This is a genomic window from Mesorhizobium sp. NPDC059054 (genome assembly GCF_042739215.1).
In the GTDB taxonomy this organism is placed as follows: domain Bacteria; phylum Pseudomonadota; class Alphaproteobacteria; order Rhizobiales; family Rhizobiaceae; genus Mesorhizobium.
The window spans coordinates 202,468-225,900 of record NZ_JBHYHV010000001.1 but is presented as its reverse complement, the minus strand read 5'-3'; the positions used below and the strand labels follow the sequence as shown (position 1 = coordinate 225,900).

The 23,433-nt window shown below is 61.8% G+C and carries 18 protein-coding genes; 4 read left to right on the top strand and 14 right to left on the bottom strand.

The window, feature by feature from the left end; all coding sequences use genetic code 11:
• Positions 1–2: 2 nt before the first annotated feature.
• The 4 genes from ACFWXH_RS01030 to ACFWXH_RS01015 all read right to left on the bottom strand — a co-directional run bounded on the left by ACFWXH_RS01030 (position 3) and on the right by ACFWXH_RS01015 (position 4,489).
• On the bottom strand, positions 3–1,028 hold the full coding sequence (locus ACFWXH_RS01030) for an ABC transporter permease (RefSeq protein WP_054309249.1): 1,026 nt from the start codon (positions 1,026–1,028) through the stop codon (positions 3–5).
• Complete coding sequence (locus ACFWXH_RS01025; RefSeq protein WP_379116740.1) at positions 1,025–2,533, bottom strand: ABC transporter ATP-binding protein; 1,509 nt, start codon at positions 2,531–2,533, stop codon at positions 1,025–1,027. The genes ACFWXH_RS01030 and ACFWXH_RS01025 overlap by 4 nt, the downstream gene beginning before the upstream one ends.
• A gap of 17 nt (positions 2,534–2,550) precedes the next feature.
• Positions 2,551–3,570: a BMP family ABC transporter substrate-binding protein gene (locus tag ACFWXH_RS01020; RefSeq protein ID WP_379116738.1), complete on the bottom strand. Its 1,020-nt coding sequence runs from the start codon at positions 3,568–3,570 to the stop codon at positions 2,551–2,553.
• 79 nt (positions 3,571–3,649) lie between these two features.
• On the bottom strand, positions 3,650–4,489 hold the full coding sequence (locus ACFWXH_RS01015) for an SDR family NAD(P)-dependent oxidoreductase (protein ID WP_379116736.1): 840 nt from the start codon (positions 4,487–4,489) through the stop codon (positions 3,650–3,652).
• A gap of 112 nt (positions 4,490–4,601) precedes the next feature.
• On the opposite strand from ACFWXH_RS01015, the gene ACFWXH_RS01010 reads away from it, so the two are divergent.
• Entirely contained in the window at positions 4,602–6,011 is a 1,410-nt protein-coding gene (locus ACFWXH_RS01010) for a PLP-dependent aminotransferase family protein (protein ID WP_379116733.1), read from the top strand.
• Between the two features lie 10 nt (positions 6,012–6,021).
• Here ACFWXH_RS01010 and ACFWXH_RS01005 read toward each other — a convergent pair whose 3' ends face one another.
• The gene (locus ACFWXH_RS01005) at positions 6,022–6,393 is read right to left on the bottom strand and encodes a cupin domain-containing protein (protein WP_054309254.1); all 372 of its coding nucleotides are present in this window, start codon (positions 6,391–6,393) and stop codon (positions 6,022–6,024) included.
• Between the two features lie 158 nt (positions 6,394–6,551).
• On the opposite strand from ACFWXH_RS01005, the gene ACFWXH_RS01000 reads away from it, so the two are divergent.
• Positions 6,552–7,571, top strand: a complete 1,020-nt coding sequence (locus ACFWXH_RS01000; RefSeq protein WP_379118899.1) for an LLM class flavin-dependent oxidoreductase — start codon at positions 6,552–6,554, stop codon at positions 7,569–7,571.
• A 6-nt stretch (positions 7,572–7,577) separates the two neighbouring features.
• Here the strand turns inward: ACFWXH_RS01000 and ACFWXH_RS00995 are convergent, their stop codons facing one another.
• The 4 genes from ACFWXH_RS00995 to ACFWXH_RS00980 all read right to left on the bottom strand — a co-directional run bounded on the left by ACFWXH_RS00995 (position 7,578) and on the right by ACFWXH_RS00980 (position 12,152).
• Positions 7,578–8,579, bottom strand: coding sequence for an ABC transporter permease (locus tag ACFWXH_RS00995; protein WP_379116730.1), 1,002 nt, complete (start codon positions 8,577–8,579; stop codon positions 7,578–7,580).
• Positions 8,576–9,571 carry an ABC transporter permease gene (locus ACFWXH_RS00990; RefSeq protein WP_379116728.1) on the bottom strand — a complete coding sequence of 332 codons (996 nt, stop codon included), beginning with the start codon at positions 9,569–9,571 and terminating at the stop codon, positions 8,576–8,578. The genes ACFWXH_RS00995 and ACFWXH_RS00990 overlap by 4 nt, the downstream gene beginning before the upstream one ends.
• Positions 9,568–11,064 carry a sugar ABC transporter ATP-binding protein gene (locus ACFWXH_RS00985; RefSeq protein WP_379116725.1) on the bottom strand — a complete coding sequence of 499 codons (1,497 nt, stop codon included), beginning with the start codon at positions 11,062–11,064 and terminating at the stop codon, positions 9,568–9,570. The genes ACFWXH_RS00990 and ACFWXH_RS00985 overlap by 4 nt, the downstream gene beginning before the upstream one ends.
• 131 nt (positions 11,065–11,195) lie before the next feature.
• Entirely contained in the window at positions 11,196–12,152 is a 957-nt protein-coding gene (locus ACFWXH_RS00980; RefSeq protein ID WP_379118897.1) for an ABC transporter substrate-binding protein, read from the bottom strand.
• A gap of 444 nt (positions 12,153–12,596) precedes the next feature.
• On the opposite strand from ACFWXH_RS00980, the gene ACFWXH_RS00975 reads away from it, so the two are divergent.
• Both ACFWXH_RS00975 and ACFWXH_RS00970 read left to right on the top strand, forming a co-directional pair.
• Entirely contained in the window at positions 12,597–13,610 is a 1,014-nt protein-coding gene (locus ACFWXH_RS00975; RefSeq protein ID WP_152979735.1) for a LacI family DNA-binding transcriptional regulator, read from the top strand.
• Positions 13,611–13,818: 208 nt separating this feature from the next.
• Positions 13,819–14,457 (top strand): LuxR C-terminal-related transcriptional regulator, encoded by a 639-nt coding sequence (locus ACFWXH_RS00970; protein WP_379116723.1) that lies wholly within the window; start codon positions 13,819–13,821, stop codon positions 14,455–14,457.
• 8 nt (positions 14,458–14,465) lie between these two features.
• On the opposite strand, the gene ACFWXH_RS00965 is transcribed toward ACFWXH_RS00970, so the two are convergent.
• The 5 genes from ACFWXH_RS00965 to ACFWXH_RS00945 form a co-directional block, all read right to left on the bottom strand.
• Positions 14,466–16,172, bottom strand: coding sequence for a hybrid sensor histidine kinase/response regulator (locus tag ACFWXH_RS00965; protein ID WP_379116721.1), 1,707 nt, complete (start codon positions 16,170–16,172; stop codon positions 14,466–14,468).
• An 82-nt stretch (positions 16,173–16,254) separates the two neighbouring features.
• Complete coding sequence (locus tag ACFWXH_RS00960; RefSeq protein ID WP_379116719.1) at positions 16,255–17,940, bottom strand: ATP-binding protein; 1,686 nt, start codon at positions 17,938–17,940, stop codon at positions 16,255–16,257.
• 225 nt (positions 17,941–18,165) lie between these two features.
• On the bottom strand, positions 18,166–18,696 hold the full coding sequence (locus tag ACFWXH_RS00955) for an invasion associated locus B family protein (RefSeq protein WP_379116717.1): 531 nt from the start codon (positions 18,694–18,696) through the stop codon (positions 18,166–18,168).
• Positions 18,697–18,704: 8 nt separating this feature from the next.
• Positions 18,705–21,614 (bottom strand): autotransporter domain-containing protein, encoded by a 2,910-nt coding sequence (locus ACFWXH_RS00950; protein ID WP_379116715.1) that lies wholly within the window; start codon positions 21,612–21,614, stop codon positions 18,705–18,707.
• A 499-nt stretch (positions 21,615–22,113) separates the two neighbouring features.
• Positions 22,114–23,430: a lysine N(6)-hydroxylase/L-ornithine N(5)-oxygenase family protein gene (locus ACFWXH_RS00945; protein WP_054309265.1), complete on the bottom strand. Its 1,317-nt coding sequence runs from the start codon at positions 23,428–23,430 to the stop codon at positions 22,114–22,116.
• Between the last annotated feature and the right edge of the window lie 3 nt (positions 23,431–23,433).

Sequence of the window (23,433 nt, the reverse complement as noted above, 5' to 3'; positions counted from 1 at the left end):
GCCTATCGCTTCCTGAAGAAGATCGGCCGCGCGGCGAGGCAGAGGATGATCAGCGCCTGCAGCACCCAAGTCAGGACCGCCGGCAGCCCGAGCGCTCGCTCCATGGAAAAGCCGCCGACCTGGAGCGCGGCGAAGAACACCGACGTGACGATCGTCGCGATCGGGCTGGCCATGGCCAGAACGGCCGCCATCAGCCCGGACCATGTGTAGCCGGGAGCGAGCAAGGCACCGTCGGTGAAACGATACTGCTGTCCCAGGATCAGCAGGGCGCCGACCAGGCCTGCCAGCGCGCCGCTGAGGAATGCCACCCGCTGCGTCTGCCGCGACAAGTCCACGCCCGAGTACTGAGCGAAGCGGGCGTTGAGGCCCGTCATGCGCCACTCGAAGCCATTCACGCCGCTCCTGTCGTTGACCACGATGACGACAGCGACGACAGCCATGATGACCATGGCCATGCTGACCGGGAGATCGAGTATGTGGGCGGGAAGTCGGGCGCCCGACGCGACACGATAGGTCTCCGGCATGCCGGTGGACGGATCGCGCAGCGGATAGCGCACGAGATAGGACGTCAGGCCGCGCGCAATGTAGCTGAACAGCAGGCTTGCGATCAGGAACGGGATGCCGAGGCTGAGCTGCAGGATGGCGGCAAGCCAGGCGTAGAGCCCACCGGCACAGATTGCGGCGGCCAATGCGAGAACCGCCCGGGCAACACCAGGAACAGGCAAATAAAGCGCGACCAATGCCGCGGCGAGACCACCGATCAGCATCTGCCCGTCACCACCCAGATTGACCAGCCCTGCCCGCAAGGCGATCGCAGCCGCCAGCGCCATGCCGACCAGCGGCACGGAGCGGGCCAGCGTCTCATCCAGCCCGCGTCCCAGAACCGCGCCCTTGGCGATCTCCAGGTAGACCGAAATGGGATTGGCGCCGGTCAGGCCGACGACAAGTCCTCCGAGCACGACCGCGGCCACGATGGAGAACAGGATCGCCGCCAGGCGGGATTTCGTATCGAGAGCCGCTGCAATCATCTGGTTTCCGCTCCCCCCATCATCCAGCGGCCGACGGTGTCCTCATTCATGTCGCTTCCGGTGAGACTGGCGTTGATGCGCCCTTCGAACATCACGAGAATCCGGTCGGAAAGCGCGAGCAGTTCGGTCAGGTCGGACGACACGACCAGGATCGCTCGGCCCTTGTCGCGCTCGGCAATCAAGGTCTGGTGGATGAATTCGATGGCGCCGACGTCGACGCCGCGGGTCGGCTCCTCGACGATGATCAGCGGCGAGCCATGTTTCACCTCGCGCGCGATGACGACCTTCTGCATGTTGCCGCCCGACAACGAGCCGATCGGCAATTGCTCGGAAGCAGCCTTGACCCTGAAACGTTCGATCAACTTGCGCGCCTGGGCGCGGATGGCGTCCTTGCGCAGAAATCCTTTGTTGGAGGCCACGGCATTGCGATGCGTGCCGAAAACGATGTTTTCGGCGATCGAGGCAGCGGGAGCCGTTCCTGTCAAATGGCGATCTTCCGGCACGTAGGAGACGCCCGCCGCACGCCGACGCGCGATCGAAAAGCTGGAAACGTCATGACCATCGAGGCTCACGACACCCGTCGCCGACTCAAGGCCCATGACCGCCGAGATCAGCTGCGGCTGCCCGTTTCCCGAGACGCCGGCAATACCGACGATCTCGCCCGGACGGACATCGAAGGAGACGTTGTCCACGACCGTGACAGCGCCCTTGCGGACCGACAGATCCTTGACCGAAAGCATCGGCCTGGCTTCGGATGTCACCTTGGAAGCGACGGTCGGCGGCACGTTGCGGCCGACCATTGCACGGATGATCTCGGCCTCGTTCGTTTCACGGGTCACCAGAGTACCGGAAACGCGACCGTCACGCATGACGGTGATCTGGTCCGTGATGGCAATCACTTCCGGGATCTTGTGGGTGACGAGGATGAGGGCCATGCCCTTACTGGCCAGTTCGCGCATGGCGGCGAACAGGCCATCGCGCTCCTGCGGCGTGAGAACGGCCGTCGGCTCATCCAGGATAAGGATCCTGGCCTCTCGCGACAGCGCCTTCAGGATTTCCAGGCGCTGGCGTATGCCCACCGCCAAGTCGCGAACCCGGCTGTCCGGGTCGATCTCCAGGCCGTGCCTGGAACCGAGACGCCGGACGAAATCGCGCGCGGCGTCAGCTGAAACGAACGGTCCTTGCCTGGGCTCGTTCTGGAACACCAGGTTCTCCCAGACCGTCAAGTCGGGAAACTGCCTGAAGGTCTGGTGGACCATACCGATGCCTGCGGCGATCGCCCCAAGCGGGCTGGCGAAATCCATCGCCTTGCCGTCGACAAGGATTTCGCCGGCGTCGGGTTTGAGCAGACCGTAGAGGATGTTCATCAGGGTGGATTTTCCCGCCCCGTTCTCCCCCATCAGCGCGTGGACCTCGCCGCTGTTGACGGAAAGGCTGATCCCGTCATTGGCGACGACGCCGTCAAATCGCTTGGTGATGCCCTTCATCTGGAGCAAGGTCATCATCGGGCTCCAAGGTCGCGTTATTGCGCCATCGGATCAGGCACAGCGATCGCGCCCGAAACGATCTTTGCCTGGATATCCTTGAGCTGGCCGATGACGTCCGGCGTATCGGCGATCTTGCAGCCGGATGATGCGACCGCGTCCGTGGTGGCGACCAGTTCTAGGCCGCCTTCCGCGAGGCCGAAGCTGACCACGGGCTTCGCCGTCCCCTTGAGGATGCCGTCAATGGTGGCGGGAAGAATGACGTCCACTTTCTTCAACGTGCTGTCGAGGATGGCTCCTGGCGCATCGCCACATTGATTGACGTCCAGACCGATCGCCATCGCGCCTGATTTGTCGGCGACGGCCTTGAAGACGCCGCCATTGCTGCCGGCGGCAACCGCGTAGATGCGGTCCGCGCCGCTGGACAGCTGCAGGCTTGCCTGGGTCTGCGCCCGCACCGGATCCTGGAACGGATTGTCGCCGCCGATCCACGAGGTGGGCAGCACATTGATATCAGGACGGGTGGTCTTGGCACCGAGCGCGAAGGAATCCGTGTAGCGGTGCAGGAACGGGATATCGAGCGCACCGATCACACCGACCGTCTTGCTGGTCGAGGTCAACGCGGCTTCCGCTCCGGCGAGATAGGCAGCCTCCTGTTCACGGAAAACGGCGCAATAGACGTTCTTCGGCGCTTCGGGAATGCAGGTGTCGACGATGACAAAATTGGTGTCCGGGTTTTCCGGCGCAAGGTCGGCGATGATGTCGCCGAATTCGAACCCCATGACAGCAACGATCGAAGCCTTCATGTCGATCGCCGCCTGCACATGTTGACGGCGCGTGGACGGATCGGTGCCTTCGAACACCTTGGCCTTGGCGCCCTGATCGGCGGCAGCCTTTTCAATGCCGGTCTTCCCCAGACCGAGGAACTTGTTCACGCCGATGCGGCTGGGCGTGACCAGGACAAACGTGTTGTCTTCAGCGCGGAGCGGAACGGAAGCCGCGGAAAGGGCGAGAACCGAACCCAGGCAGAGATGCAGGAATTTGCTGGCAGTCGTCATTGTTGAACCCCACAGGCAAGCATGATTGGTTGCAACCGACTACGCCGATGGCGCCGCGTAGTCGGCGAGGGAGATAGCCTCAATACGGCGTATCGCCGCCATCGGTGTTGATGGACTGGCCACGGATAATCATGGCATCGTCGCTCAGCAGGAACGAAATCGTCCTGGCCACTTCGACCGGGTCGATGTGCCGGCGCAGTTGCGAACTGATCAGCTGCTCGAAGACGTCGTTGGGAGCCTGCTTGACCAGATCGCCATAAGCGATGGCAACTTCGCGAAGCATGTCGGTTGCCATGCCGCCAGGGCAGACACAGTTCACATTGATGTCGTTGGGGGCGAGCACTTCCGACAGCACCCGCGTGAAATTGATCATCGCCGCTTTGCTGGCGCTGTAAGCGAGCGACTGGGTGTGGCCCTTCTTGCCGGCCTCCGACGCGACATTCACGATCGCGCCCTTGATGCCCTTGGCGATCATCGCCTTGGCGACGAGGCGCGACGCTTCGAAGGCGCCGAAGACGTTGATGGCGAAGACACGCTCCCAGTCGGTCCAGGGCGTTTCAAGCGGATCGACGTGACGGACAATTGCTGCACAGTTGACCAGACCGTCGATGCCGCCAAGACGCTGCTCGGCCTGATCGATCGCGGCTGCTATCGAGGCGGCATTGCCGAGGTCGACTACGACAGCGCTGGTGTTGCCGCCGCCCTTGTTGAGATCCGCGATCGCTTCGTTCAGCGCCTGTTCGCGCACGTCGCCTATGACCACCGAAGCGCCTTCCGCAGCCAGCAATGCTGCCGCGGCCTTGCCGGCACCACCTGCACCGCCGAGGATCAGATAGCGTTTGTTTGCGTGTGACCGTACCGGTGCAACCTGGCGCACGGCCAGCGGGCGATGTTCGCCCCTGGTGGCAAAAGAGCCCATATTTCCTCCCCTTGGACCTCCAGGTGGAGGTCTCTTATCCGTTTTCCCGAAAGTGAAATTGCTCTACTGAGCTGCATCTGGCAAAGTCCACTTGTCGAGAAGTGGACCACGTATGAACAGGATTTCACCCGCACGGATCAGCCGGCTCATCGGCGGCTGGCAAACGACGGAAGGCAAGGTCACCCAGCAGCTCAGCCTGGCGATCGGCAGGTTGATCACGGCGAGGGAGTTGCCGGCAGGCGCCTTGATGCCATCGGAGCGGACGCTTGCAACGGCGCTCGCGGTCAGTCGCGGGTCCGTCGTTGCGGCCTACGCGTCACTGCGCGATGCCGGCGTGCTCGACAGCCGCCACGGCAGTGGTCACCGCATCATCGCGTCGGCGAATGCGCCCGGCGTTGCGCACACGCGCCTTGCCGGTGAGATGCAGGCGCTGCCGGAAGACATCGACATGACCAGCGGCGCGCTGCCGCCCTCGCCCATCCTCACCGAGGCGCTGGCGGCATTGCGGGGTGCCGATTTCGCGAGCATGGCGGCAGGTCTGGGTTACGATGCCTCCGGCTTGCCGGCGCTGCGCTGGGCCGTCGCTCGCTATTACACGGATCTCGGTCTTCCCACGCATTCCGACAACATCCTCATCACCAGCGGCGCGCAACAGGCCGTCTGGCTGCTGGCGAACGCTCTTGTCGATGCATCCGATGCGGTGGTCGTGGAAGACCCTGCCTATCGCGGCTCGCTCGAGGTTTTCCGTCGGCGCAACGCCAGGATCGTTCCCGTCGGCATCAGCGCCCACGGCCTGGACATGGACCAGCTTGAAAGAGCCCTCAGGAACCGGCCGAAACTGCTCTACCTTTTCCCGGAGGTGCACAATCCGACAGGAAGATCGCTGGACGACGCAAGTCGGCGCGATCTGGTCGAGCTGCTCGACCGCTATCCGACTTTCCTCGTCGAGGATGGCGCGCAGAGTGAACTTTCCACGATCGCCGGAGCGACACCCCGGCCGATTGCCGGCCAGACACAGCCCGACCGCGTTGCCACCATCGGCACGCTCTCCAAGCTGTTCTGGGGCGGCATCCGGATCGGCTGGATCCGGGCAAGCCCGCCGACGATAAAACGGCTGGCAAGCTTCAAGGCGGTCAACGACCTCGGCTGTTCGATGTTCGACCAGCACCTCGCCGTCGGCCTGCTCGAAAACATCCAGGAGGCACGGGCGCATCGGCATGGGGAAATCACCCGCCACCTCAAGATCGCCGAAGACCTCATTTCCGAACGCGCTGCGGGCCGTTGGCATTGGTCGCAACCAGCCGGCGGCACTGCCATGTGGATCCATATGCCCGGCGTCGACACGGTGTCGCTGTGCCAGGAGGCACAACGACACCGGCTTCTGCTGTCAGCGGGTCCGGGCTATTCCGCGCAGGAGAACTTCGGAGACTTCATCCGCCTGCCATTCGTGCGCCCCGCCGAGACGATGCAATTCGCGATCGAAACGATCTCCGAACTGGCGGAGAGAAGGACGGCAGCCTGACGCCCGTCACCTATTGTTCAAGATTGACGTAGGACTCGGGAAAGAAGCGCGGCGTGCACAGGCAATAGAATTCCAGGTCCACCGAACCTGTATTTTCGATGCGCTGCGGAGCCTGCGCCGGAATGACCGCCTGATCGCCTACCATCAGCTTGCGCTTGACGCCGTTGACTTCGAGTATCCCTTCGCCCTGGCGAACGATATAGCGCTCGATCACGCCGGTGAGGCTGTGCAGTTGCGTCGTCACGCCAACTTCGACACGTGCCACAGCCAACGAGGCTTCCGGTGACGCTTCCGTGTTGTGCAGCTCGGTGATGTAGCAGCGCTCGTCGGTCCAGAACTCGCCCTTGTTGTTCGCGACAACGATCTTGTGGTCTTCAGCCAAGGTTTTCCTCCTGCATGTTGGCAGCGCGAAGGAACCGATCGGCCTCGCTGTCCGCAAGCTCCACTTTGCAGGAAGTGGTTCGATCGTCTCCGCGGCAGCGACAGTCCGTTGCGTTGCCTTGCATTGAAGCCTGAAGTCGATGTGCTACATCCTTGATCATGAAAAACATCGGCTTTCTCTCTTTCGGCCATTGGTCGCCCTCGCCGCAGTCGCAGACACGCTCGGCGTCGGATGCACTCCTGCAATCGATCGACCTTGCCGTCGCCGCCGAGGAACTCGGCGCGGACGGTGCCTATTTCCGCGTGCATCATTTCGCCCGGCAGCTGGGCTCGCCATTTCCGTTGCTCGCAGCGGCCGGGGCCAGGACGAGCCGTATCGAGATCGGCACGGCCGTCATCGACATGCGCTACGAGAACCCGCTCTACATGGCCGAGGACGCCGGCGCGGCTGACCTCATAGCTGGCGGTCGCCTGCAGCTCGGCATCAGCCGCGGCTCGCCGGAGCAGGTGATCGATGGATGGCGCTATTTCGGCTACGCACCGCCTGAGGGCCAGAGCGATGCCGACATGGCGAGGCACCACGCGGAAGTATTCCTGGACGTGATCAAGGGCCAGGGTTTCGCGCAGCCCAATCCACGACCGATGTTCCCCAATCCGCCCGGCATGTTGCGCCTGGAGCCGTTCTCCGAGGGGCTGCGGGACAGGATCTGGTGGGGCGCAGCCACCAACGCCACCGCGGAATGGGCGGCCAAGCTCGGCATGAACCTGCAGAGCTCGACGCTGAAATTCGACGAGAGTGGAAAACCGCTGCACATCCAGCAGGCCGAACAGATCCGTGCCTACCGCGCCGCGTGGAAGGAGGCCGGCCATACGCGCGAGCCGCGCGTCTCGGTCAGCCGCAGCATCTTCGCCCTGGTCGACGACCGTGACCGCGCCTATTTCGGCGGCAGCGACAGCCAGGATCATTTCGGCTATATCGAAGCGGATACACGCGCAGTCTTCGGCCGGACCTATGCCGCAGAACCGGATGTCCTCATCGAGCAGCTGAAGCAGGACGACGCCATTACGGAAGCCGACGCGCTGCTGCTGACCGTGCCCAATCAGCTCGGCGTCGACTACAACGCCCACGTCATCGAGTCGATCGTCAAGCATGTCGCGCCTGCGCTCGGCTGGCGCTGAGCTACCTTAACGCTGCGACCGCCCGTTCATCAGCTTTGCCTGCAGGATGACGACGACCAGCAGGAAGGCGCCGCGGATGACCGACTGCCAGTAGGCGGACAGTGAAATGACGCCAAGGCCATTCTCGAAGTTGAGAATGTTGAAGACCATGGCAAGCAGGATGGCCCCCGCCAGGGTCGCGCCGATGGAGCCGACCCCACCGGACAGCAGCGTGCCGCCGACAACGACGGACGAGATCGCAAACAGCTCCCAACCCACACCTTCAGTCGGCTGGCCTGCTCCGAACTGTGCAGCGAGGATGACGCCGGCCAGTCCGGCAAGCAGGCCCGAGGTCGCATAGACGCCAAGCAAGGTGCGCCCGACCTTCAGCCCCATCAGTTTCGCTGTCGCCTCGCCGTCACCAACGGCCAGGATGCGCCTGCCGACCGGATGCCGCTCCAGCGCGATCCAGCCGACGATATAGCAAACGATCGCGATCCAGGCAGGGATTGGAAAGCCGAGGAAATCGTCCTGGCCTATCGAGATGAAGGCAGTGTCGTAGGACACCGAGACCGACTGGTTGCCTGAAAGCAGCAGGGCGGTGCCGTAAGTGGCAAGCATGGCTGCGAGGGTGGCGATGAAGGGCTGGATACGCAGCCGTGTGACGACCAGCCCGTTGACGATGCCGACGATGAGACCCGCGGCCATTCCACCCAGCAGTCCGGCTACCCAGCCATAGGGCGACAATGTTGCCGCGACCACGCTGGTCATCGCCGCGGTGCCCCCGACCGACAGGTCGATGCCGCCTGTCATGATCACCAGCGCCATGCCGAGCGCGATCAGCATGAACATGGAATTGTAGCGCAGGAACGAGAGGATGTTGTAGCTCGACAGGAAGTTGTCGTAGCGCAACGCGCCGAAGATCAGCAAGCCGAACACGACCGTGATCACGCAAAGCCGCGCGAGCTGAAGATTGGAGCGCGGTATCAAGGCCGCAACGAGATTCGAGCGCGAATTTTCCTGCATCATGTCCGGTCCGCGCTTTGCTGGATGTAGACAGCGACCACGATCAGCGCGGCCTTAACGACGAGAGCGGCGGCATCCGGAACGCCATTGGCGAGAAGCGTATAGCGGACGAGCTGAATGACGCAGGCGCCAAGCAGCGTGCCGATGATGTTTGCCCTGCCGCCGGTCAGCAGCGTGCCGCCGACAGCAACCGCTGCGATGGCATCGAGCTCCATTCCGAGCCCGACCAGGTTGGCGTCGCTGGCCGAATTCCTGGCCACGACGATGAGCCCGGCAAGGCCTGCCAGGACACCGCTGATGACATAGACAAAACGCTTCACGCGCTTGGCCGGGATGCCCGAAAGGCGCGCTGCCTTTTCATTGCCGCCGACAGCCAGGATCTGCCGCCCCAGTGCTGTTCCTTTGATCAGAAAGGCAGCCGCGGCCACCACCACGATCATGATCAGCACCTGCGTCGGAATGCCGAACACATGACCGAGCGCCACGAACTGGAAAGGCGGGTTCTTGAACACCTGCAGATTGCCGTTGGTCATCACCTGGGCGATGCCGCGTCCCGCGGTGAACAAAACCAAGGTCGCCACGATCGGCTGGATCGAATAGTGGGTGACAAGGAAACCGTTGAACCAGCCAAGCAGGCCGGCGACGACGAGCGGCACGATGAATGCCAGCGGCAGGACCACGAGCGGATCGGTGGTGGGCGCGATCGCCCCCAGCAGGATCATCGGCGCGATCGCGCCGGCAATCGCCATCAGCGAGCCGACCGATAGATCGATGCCACCGGTCGCGATCACCAGTGTCATGCCGACCGCGACGATGACGATGGTGGCCACCTGGGTCAGGTTCACATTCAAGGTCTGCAGCGACAGGAAGTTCGGCGTCGCGACGACGTTGAAGGCGATCAACAGCAGAAACGCCAGCAAGGTGCCGTAGCGGCTCAGCCATGCTGCGAAGTTGAAGCGCGGGGTTGGGCCGGCGGTGTCTTCCGCAGCGGTCATGCCGGCACCTCCTGATGGGCCATGGCGGACAGGAGATTGGCCTCGGTGATGTCCTCGGAAGCCAGCCGGCGAACCGAGAGGCCGTCGCTCAGAACCGTGACGTGATCGGCCGCGGCGATCAGTTCCTCGAGTTCGGAGGAGATCATCAGCACGCTCAAGCCCTCATCGGCCAGGCTGCGCAGCAGTTTCAGTATCTCGGCCTTGGCGCCGACATCGATGCCCCGCGTCGGTTCGTCGACGATCAGCAGACGCGGATTCATGCAGAGCCAGCGCGCCAGCAGGACCTTCTGCTGGTTGCCGCCCGAAAGTTCGCGGATCGGCTGCTCCGGCGAGGAACATTTGATGCCGAGCGCGGCGATGTATTTCTCGACGATCGCGCGCTGGGCGGCCTTGTCGACGATGCCGGCCTTCTGCAGCTTGGGCAGGATGGCGAGCGTCATGTTTTCGCGCACGCTCATCTCCGGCACGATACCTTCGATCTTGCGGTCTTCTGAAACGAAACCCATCCCATCGGCGATGGCATCGGCGGGAGCGACATAGTTCGTCTCCCGTCCATCGACGGTTATGGCACCGCGCTCCTTGCGGTCGGCAGCGTAGATCAATCGCGCCGTTTCCGTGCGGCCGGCGCCGAGCAATCCGGCGAGGCCGGCGATCTCGCCCTTGCCGATGGTGAGCGAGACATCCCGCACTCTTACGCCGGCACCCAGGTTCTCGACACCGACGAGCGCGGCCCCCTCGCCGTCGCCATGCGCGCGCTTCTTGGCCGTGAACGCGGCCAGTTCCTTGCCCAGCATGGTCCTGACCAATTCGACCTTGGAAATGTCCTTCATCGGGCTGACCGCCACGGTGCGGCCGTCACGCATGATCGTGACCCGGTCGCAGATGGCGAACAGCTCGTCGAGCCGATGGCTGATGAAGATCGCCGCGACCCCGTCGGCTTTCAGCGTACGGATGGTTTCGAACAGCACGGCGACTTCGCGCTCGTCGAGCGAGGATGTCGGCTCATCGAGAATGAGCAGCCTGGCATTCTGGGTGACGCCGCGCGCAATCGCGACCATCTGCCGGGTCGCGGCTTCGAAATCCTGCAACGGCCGGTTCACGTCGATGTCGAGCTTGAAACGTCGCAACACTGTTCTGGCATCGGCCTGCATTCTTGCGCGATCCACCAGGCCGAAGCGGCGCGGTTCGCGGCCGAGAAAGATGTTTTCCGCCACAGTCCTGTTGGGAGCGAGGTTGATCTCCTGATAGATCGTGGCGATGCCGGCCGCTTGGCTTGCGGCGGTCGAGCCGAACCGGACATCTGCGCCCTGAAATTCTATGCTACCGGCATCATGCGAATAGGCACCGGTCAGGATCTTGATCAGTGTGGATTTGCCGGCGCCGTTCTGGCCGATCAGCGCCATGACCTCGCCTGGCTCCACCTGAAGCGAAGCGTCGGTGAGAACCCGGACATCGCCAAAGCTTTTGTTGATGCCCGTCATCGACAACAGCATCGCAGATCCTCCTGGCGCATGCCCCCGACGCGCAGCGCCCTATCGGCGATGATTTCTACACCCCGGGAGGCCGCAAAAGAAAGCGGCCGAAACGTTCCTCGCGACGCTCCGACCGCAGGTGGGGAAGACAATCAATAGGCGCCGGAAACCTCCGCCGCGGCGTTGGACGTATCGTAGAACTTGTCCTTGTTCTTCACCCAGGCGTCGATCTTTTCGCCGCCGGCGTAGCGCTTCAGCGTTTCATAGGCGATCGGTCCGAAACGCGGGTTGCATTCGACCACCGCGCCGATCTTGCCGTCGGCGATCGCCTGGACGGCTTCCTTGCCACCGTCGATCGACAGGACCAGCACATCGGTGCCCGGCTTCTTGCCGGCGGCCTCAAGCGCGGCAATCGCGCCGAGCGCCATCTCGTCGTTGTGGGCGTAGATGACATTGGCGTCGGGATGGGCCTGAAGCAGCGCTTCCGCAACCTGCCGCCCCTTGTCGCGCGCGAAATCGCCCGATTGCGAGGCAACGATCTCAAAGCCGCCGGCTGCCTTGATGGCCTCGTCGAAGCCCTTCTTACGGTCGTTTGCCGGCGAGGAGCCGGTGGTGCCTTCAAGTTCGATGATCTTGGTCTTGCCGTTGGCGTTCTTCACCAGCCATTCGGCGACACGTTTGCCTTCCTCGACGAAGTCCGACCCTATGAAGGTCACGTAGTCCTTGCCGGCTACGGCCAATTTCGGGTCGACGCTGCGGTCCAGCAGGATGACCGGAATGCCAGCCTTCTTCGCAGCCATGACTGCCGGGATCAGCGGCTTTTCCTCGCGCGGCGCCAGGAAGATCAGGTCGACGCCCTGCGCGATCATGGAATTGACGTCGGCGACCTGCTTGGCCGCGGAGCCGGCCGCATCCGTGTAGACGAACTGATAGCCGAGCTTGGCGGCCTCGGCCTTCATGCTTTCGGTCTGGGCGATGCGCCATGGGTTGTTGGACTCGGTCTGGGCGAAGCCAACCTTGTAGGTGTCCTTCTTGGCCAGCGGCGGGAGATCTGCGGCCATGGCCACACTGGACACTAGGCTCAGCACGCCGAAGGCGCTTGCGGTCATCAATAAGGTACGGCGGGTCAGTGACATCGGGGTTCCTCCACGTGGACAACCGGCTCCTCCAGCCGGGCAGACATGCGTCTGCTGATCACCAATCGATCCTACGATAATTTTATTAGCAGTCAATGCGCGATATTAGCAGAATGACGTCATGGGGATTGCGCATCAAACGAGCGGAACAAAATACCTCCACCCCGGTAAAATCCCATCATTTCATACAAATATCAGTGAGTTATGCTCGATTCTCGATGGAAAACTTGTGCAAGGTCAGCCATACCAGAAATCGCTATCCGAAATTTTGAGGATCGCTTGATAATTTTATGATCAAATGACTATGATGACCCGGCGGATCGGGCCGGCATATGCGGGGACAATCGTGAATTCGAGGCGAGGACCAGCGCTGTGAGCCAAAGCAACGGCGGCGAGAAACGCCAGGGACGGCCGACGATGACAGACGTCGCCCGCATTGCGGGCGTGTCGCAGTCGAGCGTGTCGCTCGTGCTCAATCAGATGACAGGCGCGCGCATCTCCCCGGAGACGAGACAACGTGTTCTCGAGGCGGCGAGGCAGGTAAGCTACCAGTTGCCTGGCATCCGAGGGGAGATTTCGCCCGATGTCGAAGGAAGGACGATTGCCTACATCGTCGACGAGATTTCAACCAGCCCGCACCCCGTGGTCAGTTTCGACGGCGCGCGTGACTTCGCCTTCGAGCAGGACTTTCTCGTTGCCGCCTATGTAACGCGCTCCAACCCTCAACTGGAGGCAGCGACCATCGAGGCGATCAAGCGCGACAAGTCGATTGTCGGCGTCATCTACTCCTCGATCTTCACCAGGCGTGTCACTGTGCCCCCTGCCCTTCACGGAATTCCCACCGTCTTGCTGAACTGCTACGGCGAAGCGCGGCGCCACATCTCGATCCTGCCGGGGGAAGTCGCCGGCGGTTTTGCCGCCACCGCCCACTTAACCGGTCTCGGGCATCGCCGCATCGGCTTCATCAATGGCGAACCGTGGATGGATGCTTCCATCGATCGCCTCAAAGGATACCGGCAGGCGCTCGCCACCGCCGATGTCGCGTTCGACGAAACATTGGTTCGCAGCGGCGACTGGCTGCCGCTGACCGGCTATCATCATACGCGCGACCTGCTGTCGATCGACAATCCGCCAACGGCCATCTTCTGTGGCAACGACCTGATGGCGTTGGGCGCCTTGGAGGCCGCCAACGAGATGGGGATCAAGGTTCCCGACGAACTCAGCATCATGGGTTATGACGACCAGGAACTCGCCCGCTACACCCATCCGCGCCTTTCGACGCTTGTCCTGGCTAACTACGAGATGGGACAACGAGCAACCGAGATGCTTATCGATATGGTGCTGCACAGAAAGCAATTCCGTCCGATGACGGTCAAGATCGACGGGCCGCTCGTGGTGAGGGAGACGACTGCTTCGCCAAGGTTGCGTTGAGATTCTGTCCAGAGAGGCCTGCGATAATCAGCTCTCGACATGTTCCAATCGAACCGTCTGGCATCACCCTAGTGCAAATGCACTAGCCCAAGAGGGGGTATCCTAGGGGTAACCCATGTTGTTTGACCATTTGGTCAATGCTAAATAGCGCCGATGCAAAACCGAGCTTGATTTGCCCCCGAAAGCCGACCTGCAACAAGGGGGAAGCATGCAAAAAGACCTGATCATCGTTGCCGACGACCATCCCGTTTTCCGGGAAGGCCTGCGCCGTGTGGTGCAGACGGTCGAGACAGATGCGGACATCGTCGAAGCGGAGACGATGGAAGAGGTTCTGGCCGCCGCACGCTCGGGACGCCAGCCCAAACTCTTCATCATGGATTTGCTGTTTCCCGGTCTCGTCGCAGAACGCTCGCTTGCCGAGCTGCGCCAGGAGTTCCAGCGTTCATCGATCATGGTGGTATCGATGGTCGATGATCGCCGCACTGTCGACATGGTGATGGCCGGCGGGGTCGACGGTTTCGTCTCCAAATCCGTTCCGCCGAGCGAGTTGATGGAAGCAATCGTGGCCGTGCGCGACGGCGACTATGTGATCAAGCTCAAATCATCAGACCGGGTATCCCACCCCACCGAAGACGCCGACATCCTGAACAGCCTGACGACGCGCCAGCGTGAAGTGCTGCGACTGCTCGCCGACGGCAAATCCAACAAGGAAATCGGGCGTACGCTCGACATTTCGCACTACACCGTGCGCATCCATGTCTCGGCGCTGTTGCGTGTGCTCAATGTCGGCTCGCGCTCGGCGGCAGCGGTCAAGGCGCTCAACGCAGGCTGGGTCGACCGGATCTGAGCAGCCGCTCAGGCGCGTTGCTGCGGAGCCATGGTTCGTTGCGTGGTACGTCCCAATGCGAGCGCGATCATCGTCGAGCGCAGTTCCGAGGGGCGGACAGGCTTGGACAGGATCGGAATATCCTGCTGTCCCAGTTCCTCGCGCACTCGGTTCTCGTCATGGCCGGTCATGACGATGGCTGGGATGTCGCGGCCAGCCTGCCGGCGGACCTCCGCGATGAAATCCGCACCGACGATGCCGCCGCCGAGATCGAAGTCAGTGACGACGAGATCGCATGGCGCGACCGACAGTTCGGTACCCGCTTCGGCCTGCACCACGCAGCCCCATTTCTCCAGCAGCGAGGCGGTCGCCAGCAGCACGTCCTCGTCATCCTCGACCAGCAGCACCCGCAGGCCTTCGAGCGGCGAGGAAAAACGCTCCGGCGCGATCTTTTTTGTCCGCCCCGGTGCCGATACCGCAGGCAGGCCGGCGATGCGCACGCTGGTGCCGCGGCCCCGGACAGAACGGATCGAAACCCGCAGCGACATCAGATGGGCCAGCCGCTTGACGATCGAGAGGCCGAGCCCAACACCTTCGACGTCCCGGTCGCCGCGCTCGCGCACCTGGTAGAATTCGTCGAACAGCTTCGGCAGATGCTCCTCGGCGATGCCTTCGCCGCGATCGTGGATCTCGATCGACAGGCCGTAGCGATGGCGGCGACAGCCGATCAGCACCTCGCTGCCCGGCGCGTATTTCAGCGCATTGGACACGATGTTCTGCAGGATGGTGGTAAGAAGGGCGGCATCGATGCGCACATGATGTTTGGTGCGCACCATTTTGAAGGTCGTCTGCGACCACTGTGCCCGGCTGGCGTTCTGGGTCAGCACCTCGTCGATGACATCCTGCACCGAAACCACTTCGAAATGCGGCGTCACCTTGCCGCTGTCCAGCGTCGAAATGTCGAGCAGCGAGCGGAACAGGCCTGACACCGAATGCAGGGAGCGGTCGATGTTTTCGACCATCTGCTTCTGCTCGCGATCGAGCCCGGTATCACGCAGGCAGGCTGTGAACAGGCTGATGGCGTGGATCGGCTGGCGCAGATCATGGCTGGCCTGCGCCAGGAAACGCGACTTGGCGAGGTTCGCCTCATGCGCGGCGTCGTAGGCCTCGTAGACCCTCTGCAGCAGTGCGTAGATATAGGCCGGCACCAGGATGGTGGTCATTACCAGCGTCAGCGCGACATATGGGTTCTCGCGCCAGTAGACGTTGAGATAGCACGACAGAGCGATCGTCACCAACGCCATCGCCGTGGCAAGGAGCAGGTAGCGCGGTCCGAAACGGAGCCCGTTTCCGACCGTAACCCAAAGCAATGCCGCGTAGAGCGGAAGCAAGGCTGCGCCGCCGATCGACATCGCCGAGCAGAATGCGAGGTAGTCACAAGCCATCGAAACCAGTCGCCGTGGCTTATAGACCACCGGCTTGGCAACCACCCACCACAGCAACAGCCACGAAAACGGAACATAGGCAAAATAATAGGCGGCGAAGCCATTGGCATAGGATGTTGCCGCATTGTCGAGCCAGGCGACAATCCAGATGTAGATCGCCAGGATCGGAACAAGCACTATCCGCACGATCGCCTGGGAGCGCTCGGCCTCGTAATTCTCGTGTTCCCTGGCTTCGAAAGTGCCTGCCATCTTAACGGGAAAAAACCTAGGACGATCGCGTCGCTTGAACATCGCCCCCTCCATGGGCCGTGTGTGGCATCGGCATTCCCCCTACACCGACGCCGTCCTCCTGTGAACTCGCCGACATCCGCAGTCAGTGCAAACTCGCACCGGCCTGCCTGACCAGCCGATCGATCTTTAGTTTCTCCGCCGTCATCATCGAACGAAGCTCGGCTGGGCGGATCGGTTTCGCCAGGATCGCGATCTCGGGATCGCCGAGATCATCTTTCACCCTGTTCTCGTCGTGACCGGTCATGACGATCGCCGGCACCTTGCGTTTCAACAGGCTCCGGACGCGGGCTATACAATCGACGCCCGTTGCTTTCGCGCCAAGATCGAAGTCGGTCACGATCAGGTCACACTCGGCCACTTGGTCGGGGATCGTCAGCTGAATCTCGACAACGCAGCCCCACCGCCGTAACAAGGTGGCGGTGGCCTGCAAAACATCCTCGTCGTCCTCGACCAGCAGGACACGAAGGCCTTCGATCGCCGGTCTCGGTCCCTCCTTTTTCGATTTCACCGTAGTCGCCTGCGATGCGACCTGCAGACCCTCGATGATGACTGCCGTACCCCGGCCCGGCACGGAGCGTAGATAGGCAGACAGGCCCATCAGCCGCGTCAGCCGCTTGACGATCGGCAGTCCGAGACCGACCCCATCGACGTCGCGATCGCCTCGCTCGCGAACCTGGTAGAACTCGTCGAACACTTTCGGCAGGTGATGCGCGGCAATGCCGTTGCCGCGATCATAGACCTCAATGGCCAGCTGCCCCTGGCGACGACGACAACCGATCAGAACGGGGTGACCCGGTGCATATTTCAGGACATTGGAGATGACGTTCTGCAGGATGGTCGTCATCAACGTGGCATCGATGATGACATGGGCTCGCGTCGGAACCGCCCGCAATTCGACACCAGCCCATTGCGCCGCTTCGGAATTCTGCCGGACGATGTCCTCGAACAGATCCTTCACCGCAACCGGCTCGAAAACCGGCGTCACCTTGCCGCTGTCCAGCGTAGAGATGTCGAGCAGGGAGCGGAACAGGCGCGATACGCTCTGCAGCGAGCGATCGACATTCTCGACCATCTGGCGTTGCTCGCGGTCGAGCCTGGTATCCTTGAGGCAGGCCGTGAACAGGCTGATGGCGTGGATCGGCTGGCGCAGATCGTGGCTTGCCTGCGCCAGGAAACGCGACTTCGCGACATTGGCGTCACGCGCGGCATTGAAAGCTGCATAGACACGCTCGAGCAGGTTGTAGGCGTAGGCAGGAACGAGAAGCGTGGTAAGGAGAAGGGTGATCGTCACATAAGGGTTCTCGCGCCAGAACGGGTTGAGATAGGCGGTTACCAGAATGCTCAGGAGCGCCATGCAGGTGGAAGCGATCAGGTAACGCGAGCCGAAGCGCAGGCCGTAGCCCACGGTCACCCACAACAAGGGAGCGTAAGCGGGCAGCAGCGCAGCCCCGCCAAAGGTCATGATGCCGCCGACAGCGATGTAGTCGCTGACCATCGAAATCGCCCGCCGAAGCAGGTTCTCCCCAGGCCGCTTCACGATCCAGAACAGGATCGACGCCGAGACAAGGATGTAGGACGAGAATGACAGGATCGTCTGGGTCGTGCTGAACGCCGTATCGCCTCTCGACGAGAAGACACTCAGCATACCGACCGTGAACAGCGTCGCGGCACCGAGACGAAAGGTCGCCTGCGCCCGTTCAGCATCAGTCGGCCTATCGTTCCGAGTAACGAAAAGGTCAGCGAATTTTGTGCGCAAGCCACCAGGCATGATGTGCTTCCCGATCAGGAGCAGAAGCTGATCGCCTGGGGCTCGACAATCAGGGCATTTCGAATGCCGCCACTGAACCAGCGACATTCCTGTATGCGAAAGGCAGGGTCAGGGCATTTGCGTTCTTCGCGGAACGCGGCATTGCCCTAACTCTTTGTTTTTACGCAATTCCAGACGAAAAAAATCGTTACACGCTTTTCCTGGAGTCGCGCCAGCCTCCCTTGGTTATTTCCCCAATTGCATTGTTCTTTCGAGGGCCTGGTTGAAGCCCTTGAGCGAGATCGAGAAGGCGACGTCCTTTTCCGTGTCGGAAGCAAAGGCACCAAGCCTGAGCGCGGTGCCGGTCTTCAGCGCGGCGGTGGTCGCTGGCGTGAAGGTGAGCCTGACGATGCAGCCGCCCGGCAAGCAGGTGCGGAAACGCGACGGCTTGCCAGGTGGTGTGTCGTCGACCGAGAACGTCACGCCCTTCTCGAGATTGAGTCCGAACGGCATCACAAGGACGCCCTTCAGGCCGCCGTCGTCGGCCGGCGAAAGCTCGACGGTGAGCACACGCTGGCCGTTCTGGCTGACCTGTCCCTGCGAGAAGGCGCACTGCTTCTTGTTTTCGGCCGCCGCCACGCAGGCGACCCGCCAGTCGTCATAGGTTTCCGACAGCGACGACGGACCGCTGGCAGCGCCGGCGGCTGATTGCTGTTCCTGTGCAGAAGCACCAGACGCGGCAGCCAGTAAGGCCGCCGCGCCGAAAAGCAGTCTCATTGCTGGCATCAGAAGCGAATGCCAAGCCTTGCGTCGACGCCATTGGTCGACGACCCCGAACCGAACTCGCCATTATAGGAGATACCGATCGTGGCGTTGTCGGTCACCTTCATGTCGAGACCGGTCTGCAGCACAAAGGTGTTCTTGGCGATCGGCACACCGGCCACCGTGAACAGGCTGGAGCCGGCAAAGCCGACCTTGGTGAACGGCGTGGTGTCGCCGAAGGCATGCTTCCAGCCGACCGTGCCGTTGGCCGATGCAGCGACCGAGCCCAGCATGAAGTCGGTCGAGGCACGAAGACCGAGCGTGGTGAAGGTGGTGTTGGTCGTCTGCGCCTCGGCGCTGAGCGCCGCAGCACCGCCCTTTTCGGTGAAGCCGTCCGTGTGCAGGCTGACATGGGCGAGGTTCACGAAAGGCTCGAAGGCGGCACCTGCCGCATCAAGGCGATAGCCCAGTTCACCGAAGGCCTGGAAGGCGCCGGCATCGTAGTCAGCCGACAGGCCGTCGTTAAAGCCGCGGAAGGAGACGGTGCGGCCGGTCTCGATGTTGCTCCAAGTGTAGGACAGCCCGGTGCGCAGCGCCAGGGCACCCCAGCGTGTACCGCCGTAGAGACCAAGGTGATAGTTATCGCTGTCGCCGGACGACGAGCGGTCCTTGGCATCGAAGGAGGTGCGGCTGTAGCCGGCCAGCACACCAACGCGCCAGGCTTCCGCGAACTCGGTATCGATACCGGTAACGAAGCCGCCGGTTGACTGCTTCATTCGAGACGCGTTGCCGTCACCGTCGAAGCTGCTCCAGGCACCGAACACCTGTCCCCAGGCCGCAGTTTTGGCGGTGGTGGCGGCTTCGATGTCCTTGCCGTCAGGGCCATAAGCCATCACCGGCAGGGGCGCTGCCGCGACATCACCGAAGGCCGCACGAACGCGATCGTTGGCAAGATTGCGCACGTATTGCGATGAGTTGATCAGTGCAGTCGAACCGGAAGCATGCACCTCGCCCGACAGTTGTTCGAAGGCCGCACGCCCGTCAGCAGCATTGAGCGGCAGCAGCGCATTGTAGAGTGCATGCCCCGCGCCACCGTCCTGCGGCAGCGAGTTCAACGCGACCGCGGTCTCGTACTGATTATGTGTCTCAGTCACGTCGTCGAACGGACCACTCACATTCGGGCCGGGGCGCGAAGGCGTGCCGGGATTACCTGGGTTACCCGGATTTCCAGGGTTGCCCGGTTCACCGGGGTTACCCGGCTCACCCGGATTTCCTGGTTCGCCCGGATTGCCGGTGTCCTTCACCTTGATCTTCAGGTCGACCTGATTGGTCTGCTGGTCCAGAGAAACATCGAGGAATGCCGACTGCGAAATCGCCTGCGCAAACTGACCAGTGATGCCGCCCGCCGCCGTCAGGATCGTGTAGGCCTGCCCGGTCTGATAGTTCGCTGCAGCGTCCAACGCGGTCACGTTGACGTTGACGTTGTCCCCGATTCCGACAATCCCGTTTTGGTTCACGGCTTCGACGACAATCTTGTCGCTCGCGCCGTTGCCTGCGATGTCCACGTTGTAGATCGAACCGGGATAGAAGGTCAGGTCGCCCTTGACCGTAATGGTGCCGATGCGATTATCGGATGTTCCGGGCGTGATCACGCCACCATTGATATCGGTCGAGCCGACTGTACCCCAGCCTTCAAGCCGGCCCTTGGCGTTCACATCAACCACGCTGGAATAATAGCTGTTGTTCGCAACGAGCTGGCCGGTCGCACCGCCAAGAACCAGCGTACCGTTGTTGACCCTGAAGCTCGTTCGGGTTGGAGAGAGCGTGTCCGGATCGGACGCGGCCGTGCCCAGGTCGCCCTTCAAGACCAGCTTTGCGCCATCGCCATCGACGACAACACCGCCACCCAAGCTGCCGGCGGTGGAATAGAACTTCGTCAGGTCACCCGACAGGATGGTCTCGCCAGCCAATGCGGTGATGATGCCGTCACCGACCAGGGCATTCTCAAGCGTATAGGCGGTGCTGCCAGAACCCGTATGGTTGAAGCTCAAATGCCCCTCATTCTGCGTCGACCCGAACGTTATGACAGCTTCCTTGTTGATGCTGCCTGCCGCCTCGGCGGCAAGCGCCTTCGGCTCATCGAAGACGTCCGACATGTCGATCTTGCCGCCAATGGTCAGGTAACCATTTTCGCCGGTCAGCTTAATGCCGTTGGCGACGTTCAGCTTGGCGCCGTTCGCAACTGAAAGATTGCCGTCTTCAATGGTCAATTTGTCGGTGACGTTGAACGACGATTTTTCGCCGGTAAGAAAAAGCGTGTTCTCCGCGACGATTGAATTACCAATTTCTGCGGTCGAGGTTGTAACAACGCCACCACTCTCGATGGTCATGTCGCCGCCCAGCTTGAAGTTGCCGGCATTGACCCATTTCGAGCCCTCGCCGGTGACAAGCACCTTCGTACCGGGGGTATCGCTGAAATCACCCGCGGTCTCTACATCGATGGAGGTAATGGAACCTCCGTCCTTGATGGTAACCGTAGAACTGCTCGTGCTGCTGAGACCTGTGATGAGAGTGAGCTTGTCAGTGTTCAGCAGCGATCCCGGGCCCGTGACCGTCAGTGTCCCCTTGGATTCCTGCCCATCCCCGACATAGGTATACTTGGCGTCTACACCGCCCCCAGCTTCGACGATGAGGGTGCCATCGCCACCCGTGACACACATAGCAGAATAGCCGTTACAACCACCGCCAACCGTAAGTGTGTTGCCCAGGATGTTGTTGGTACGCGCGACATCCAGTCGGGATCCAAGGCCACTCACGGTAACGGTGGCTTGAGAGCCGCCAATGCCAGCGATGATCGCACGACCTGCAACAAGGGTCTCCGCACCATCGCCAATCGTGACGGTTGTCCCTTTGTTGTTCAAGCCGATGATCAAGTCTTCATCGAAAGCCTGATCCAGGTTCCAGGAATGAGACGCACCATCGTCGAGGGTAAAATCTGCGGCAAAGGCTAAGGTTGTGGTCAGCCCCACTCCCAATGCGGCAGACAGAGCAATTGAGGCAATACCTACTCCGCCGCTGCCCAATACCGTGGAAGCCAGGAGAATTTTGGTCCAGCGCGCTGCGCCTGATTTTCCGATCGTATTTCCGATCAAGACACGTCCCTCATTAAGTGCAAAGCGTTCGTCGCCGAACAATGAAACATGACCGTCGAAGCCCGCCCGCCCGACGACCACACTTGAAACCGCAACGGCGCGATCTAGCCTTTTGAGGGTTGTGGCGGCCATTAGCACACATGCACTAGCGGAAGGTCCGCGCCTTTCCGCCCTGGGCGCCCGTCGATAAAATCAAAACAAAACAAGCGCTTGCGAGGCAAGCGCTTGTTCAATCGTCACATATCGCCTAATGCGGCGACCCTTCAGCAGTTGCCATGTCCTAGAGGGTGGCTCCCTGCGCCATCTGCGACAGTGCTTCCGCAGAATCGTTTACCCATTTCACTGCCGATGGCCGAAGATCGAGATCGAAATGCTCGTGCCCCAGCAAGGCATTGACGATGACGGCGCTGCGCCATGCCATCAGACTGAGCTGTGGTTCGGCGATGCCGTGGCTGTGACGGCCGGCATTGAGCGCAAAGATGCGCGCGGCCTCAGGTCCGTCCCATTCCACCGAAAAATCCTCACGCAGCTGATAAAGGCCACGTTCGTCGAGATCCAGCCGCTCGCCCAGCGGCGCCAGGAATTCCGGCACTGTGAAAACATAACCGGTGGCGAGTACGACGGCATCGGCGCTCACCATCTCCACACTGCCGTCGAAACCATTGCGCATGACGAGGCGGAACTCACCGCCCTCATGGCGCAGGTCGAGAACCTCGCGATGCGGCAGGAAGGCGAGATCGTGTTCCTTGCCGGAGAGGTGACGCAGCGCATAGCTCTTCTGGTAGATCGCCCGTAGCGTCGAAGCCGAAATGCCGTCGCCGGCCAGTTTCTGCTGGGCAACGGTTGGTTGCTTGCGCGAGCGCGGCAACGCATGGAACCGTTCGACATATTGCGGGGTGAAAAACTCGTCGGTGAAGGGAGAATCGTCCAAAGTCTGGAAATTCTGCCGACGGCTGATCCAGGCAATGGACTGGTCCGCCGCCTCCGGTTGCGACAGCAGATGCTGCATGATTTCGGCACCGCTTTGGCCACCGCCGATGACAACGATACGCCGCCCTTTCAAGCCACCCAGCCGGTAGGCCGCCTGGCTGGTGTGGAAACAGGTGCTACCCAGCGCTGCCTGCCCCCAATCGGGAATGTTCGGCTTCAGCCCGACGCCGAGCGACAGATTGCGCGCCAGGCGCGTTTCGGCATCGAAGCGAACATGGAAAACTCCTTCTTCGAAACGGACCTCGCGCACGGATCGCCCGAAGCGGAGATTATCGAGACCGGAGGCGACCCAGGAAAGATAGCGTGCGAATTCACGACGTGGGATCGCGTCAAAATCGGCGTTGAGGAATTCGTAGAACCGCTTCTGCGAAACCAGGTAGCTGGCGAAACTCCAGGGGCTGGTCGGCAGCGTAGCCGTCACCAGATCCTTCATGAAGGATGTCTGCAGTTCAACGCCTTCCAGCATCATGCCCGGATGCCAGTCGAAGGCCGGTTTGTCGTCGAAGAAACACACATCGGCGGAAGGGATTGCATCGAGATGCGCCGCGAGGCTCAGGTGGAAGGGACCGATGCCGATACCTGCGAGGTCTAGGACTGGGGATGTCATGGA

Bases quoted from the DNA above. Each gene is read 5' to 3' on its own strand.
- ACFWXH_RS01030 (WP_054309249.1), bottom strand. From the start codon at position 1,028: ATGATTGCAGCGGCTCTCGATACGAAATCCCGCCTGGCGGCGATCCTG.
- ACFWXH_RS01025 (WP_379116740.1), bottom strand. From the start codon at position 2,533: ATGATGACCTTGCTCCAGATGAAGGGCATCACCAAGCGATTTGACGGC.
- ACFWXH_RS01020 (WP_379116738.1), bottom strand. From the start codon at position 3,570: ATGACGACTGCCAGCAAATTCCTGCATCTCTGCCTGGGTTCGGTTCTC.
- ACFWXH_RS01015 (WP_379116736.1), bottom strand. From the start codon at position 4,489: ATGGGCTCTTTTGCCACCAGGGGCGAACATCGCCCGCTGGCCGTGCGC.
- ACFWXH_RS01010 (WP_379116733.1), top strand. From the start codon at position 4,602: ATGAACAGGATTTCACCCGCACGGATCAGCCGGCTCATCGGCGGCTGG.
- ACFWXH_RS01000 (WP_379118899.1), top strand. From the start codon at position 6,552: ATGAAAAACATCGGCTTTCTCTCTTTCGGCCATTGGTCGCCCTCGCCG.
- ACFWXH_RS00995 (WP_379116730.1), bottom strand. From the start codon at position 8,579: ATGATGCAGGAAAATTCGCGCTCGAATCTCGTTGCGGCCTTGATACCG.
- ACFWXH_RS00990 (WP_379116728.1), bottom strand. From the start codon at position 9,571: ATGACCGCTGCGGAAGACACCGCCGGCCCAACCCCGCGCTTCAACTTC.
- ACFWXH_RS00985 (WP_379116725.1), bottom strand. From the start codon at position 11,064: ATGCTGTTGTCGATGACGGGCATCAACAAAAGCTTTGGCGATGTCCGG.
- ACFWXH_RS00980 (WP_379118897.1), bottom strand. From the start codon at position 12,152: ATGACCGCAAGCGCCTTCGGCGTGCTGAGCCTAGTGTCCAGTGTGGCC.
- ACFWXH_RS00975 (WP_152979735.1), top strand. From the start codon at position 12,597: ATGACAGACGTCGCCCGCATTGCGGGCGTGTCGCAGTCGAGCGTGTCG.
- ACFWXH_RS00970 (WP_379116723.1), top strand. From the start codon at position 13,819: ATGCAAAAAGACCTGATCATCGTTGCCGACGACCATCCCGTTTTCCGG.
- ACFWXH_RS00965 (WP_379116721.1), bottom strand. From the start codon at position 16,172: ATGTTCAAGCGACGCGATCGTCCTAGGTTTTTTCCCGTTAAGATGGCA.
- ACFWXH_RS00960 (WP_379116719.1), bottom strand. From the start codon at position 17,940: ATGCCTGGTGGCTTGCGCACAAAATTCGCTGACCTTTTCGTTACTCGG.
- ACFWXH_RS00955 (WP_379116717.1), bottom strand. From the start codon at position 18,696: ATGAGACTGCTTTTCGGCGCGGCGGCCTTACTGGCTGCCGCGTCTGGT.
- ACFWXH_RS00945 (WP_054309265.1), bottom strand. From the start codon at position 23,430: ATGACATCCCCAGTCCTAGACCTCGCAGGTATCGGCATCGGTCCCTTC.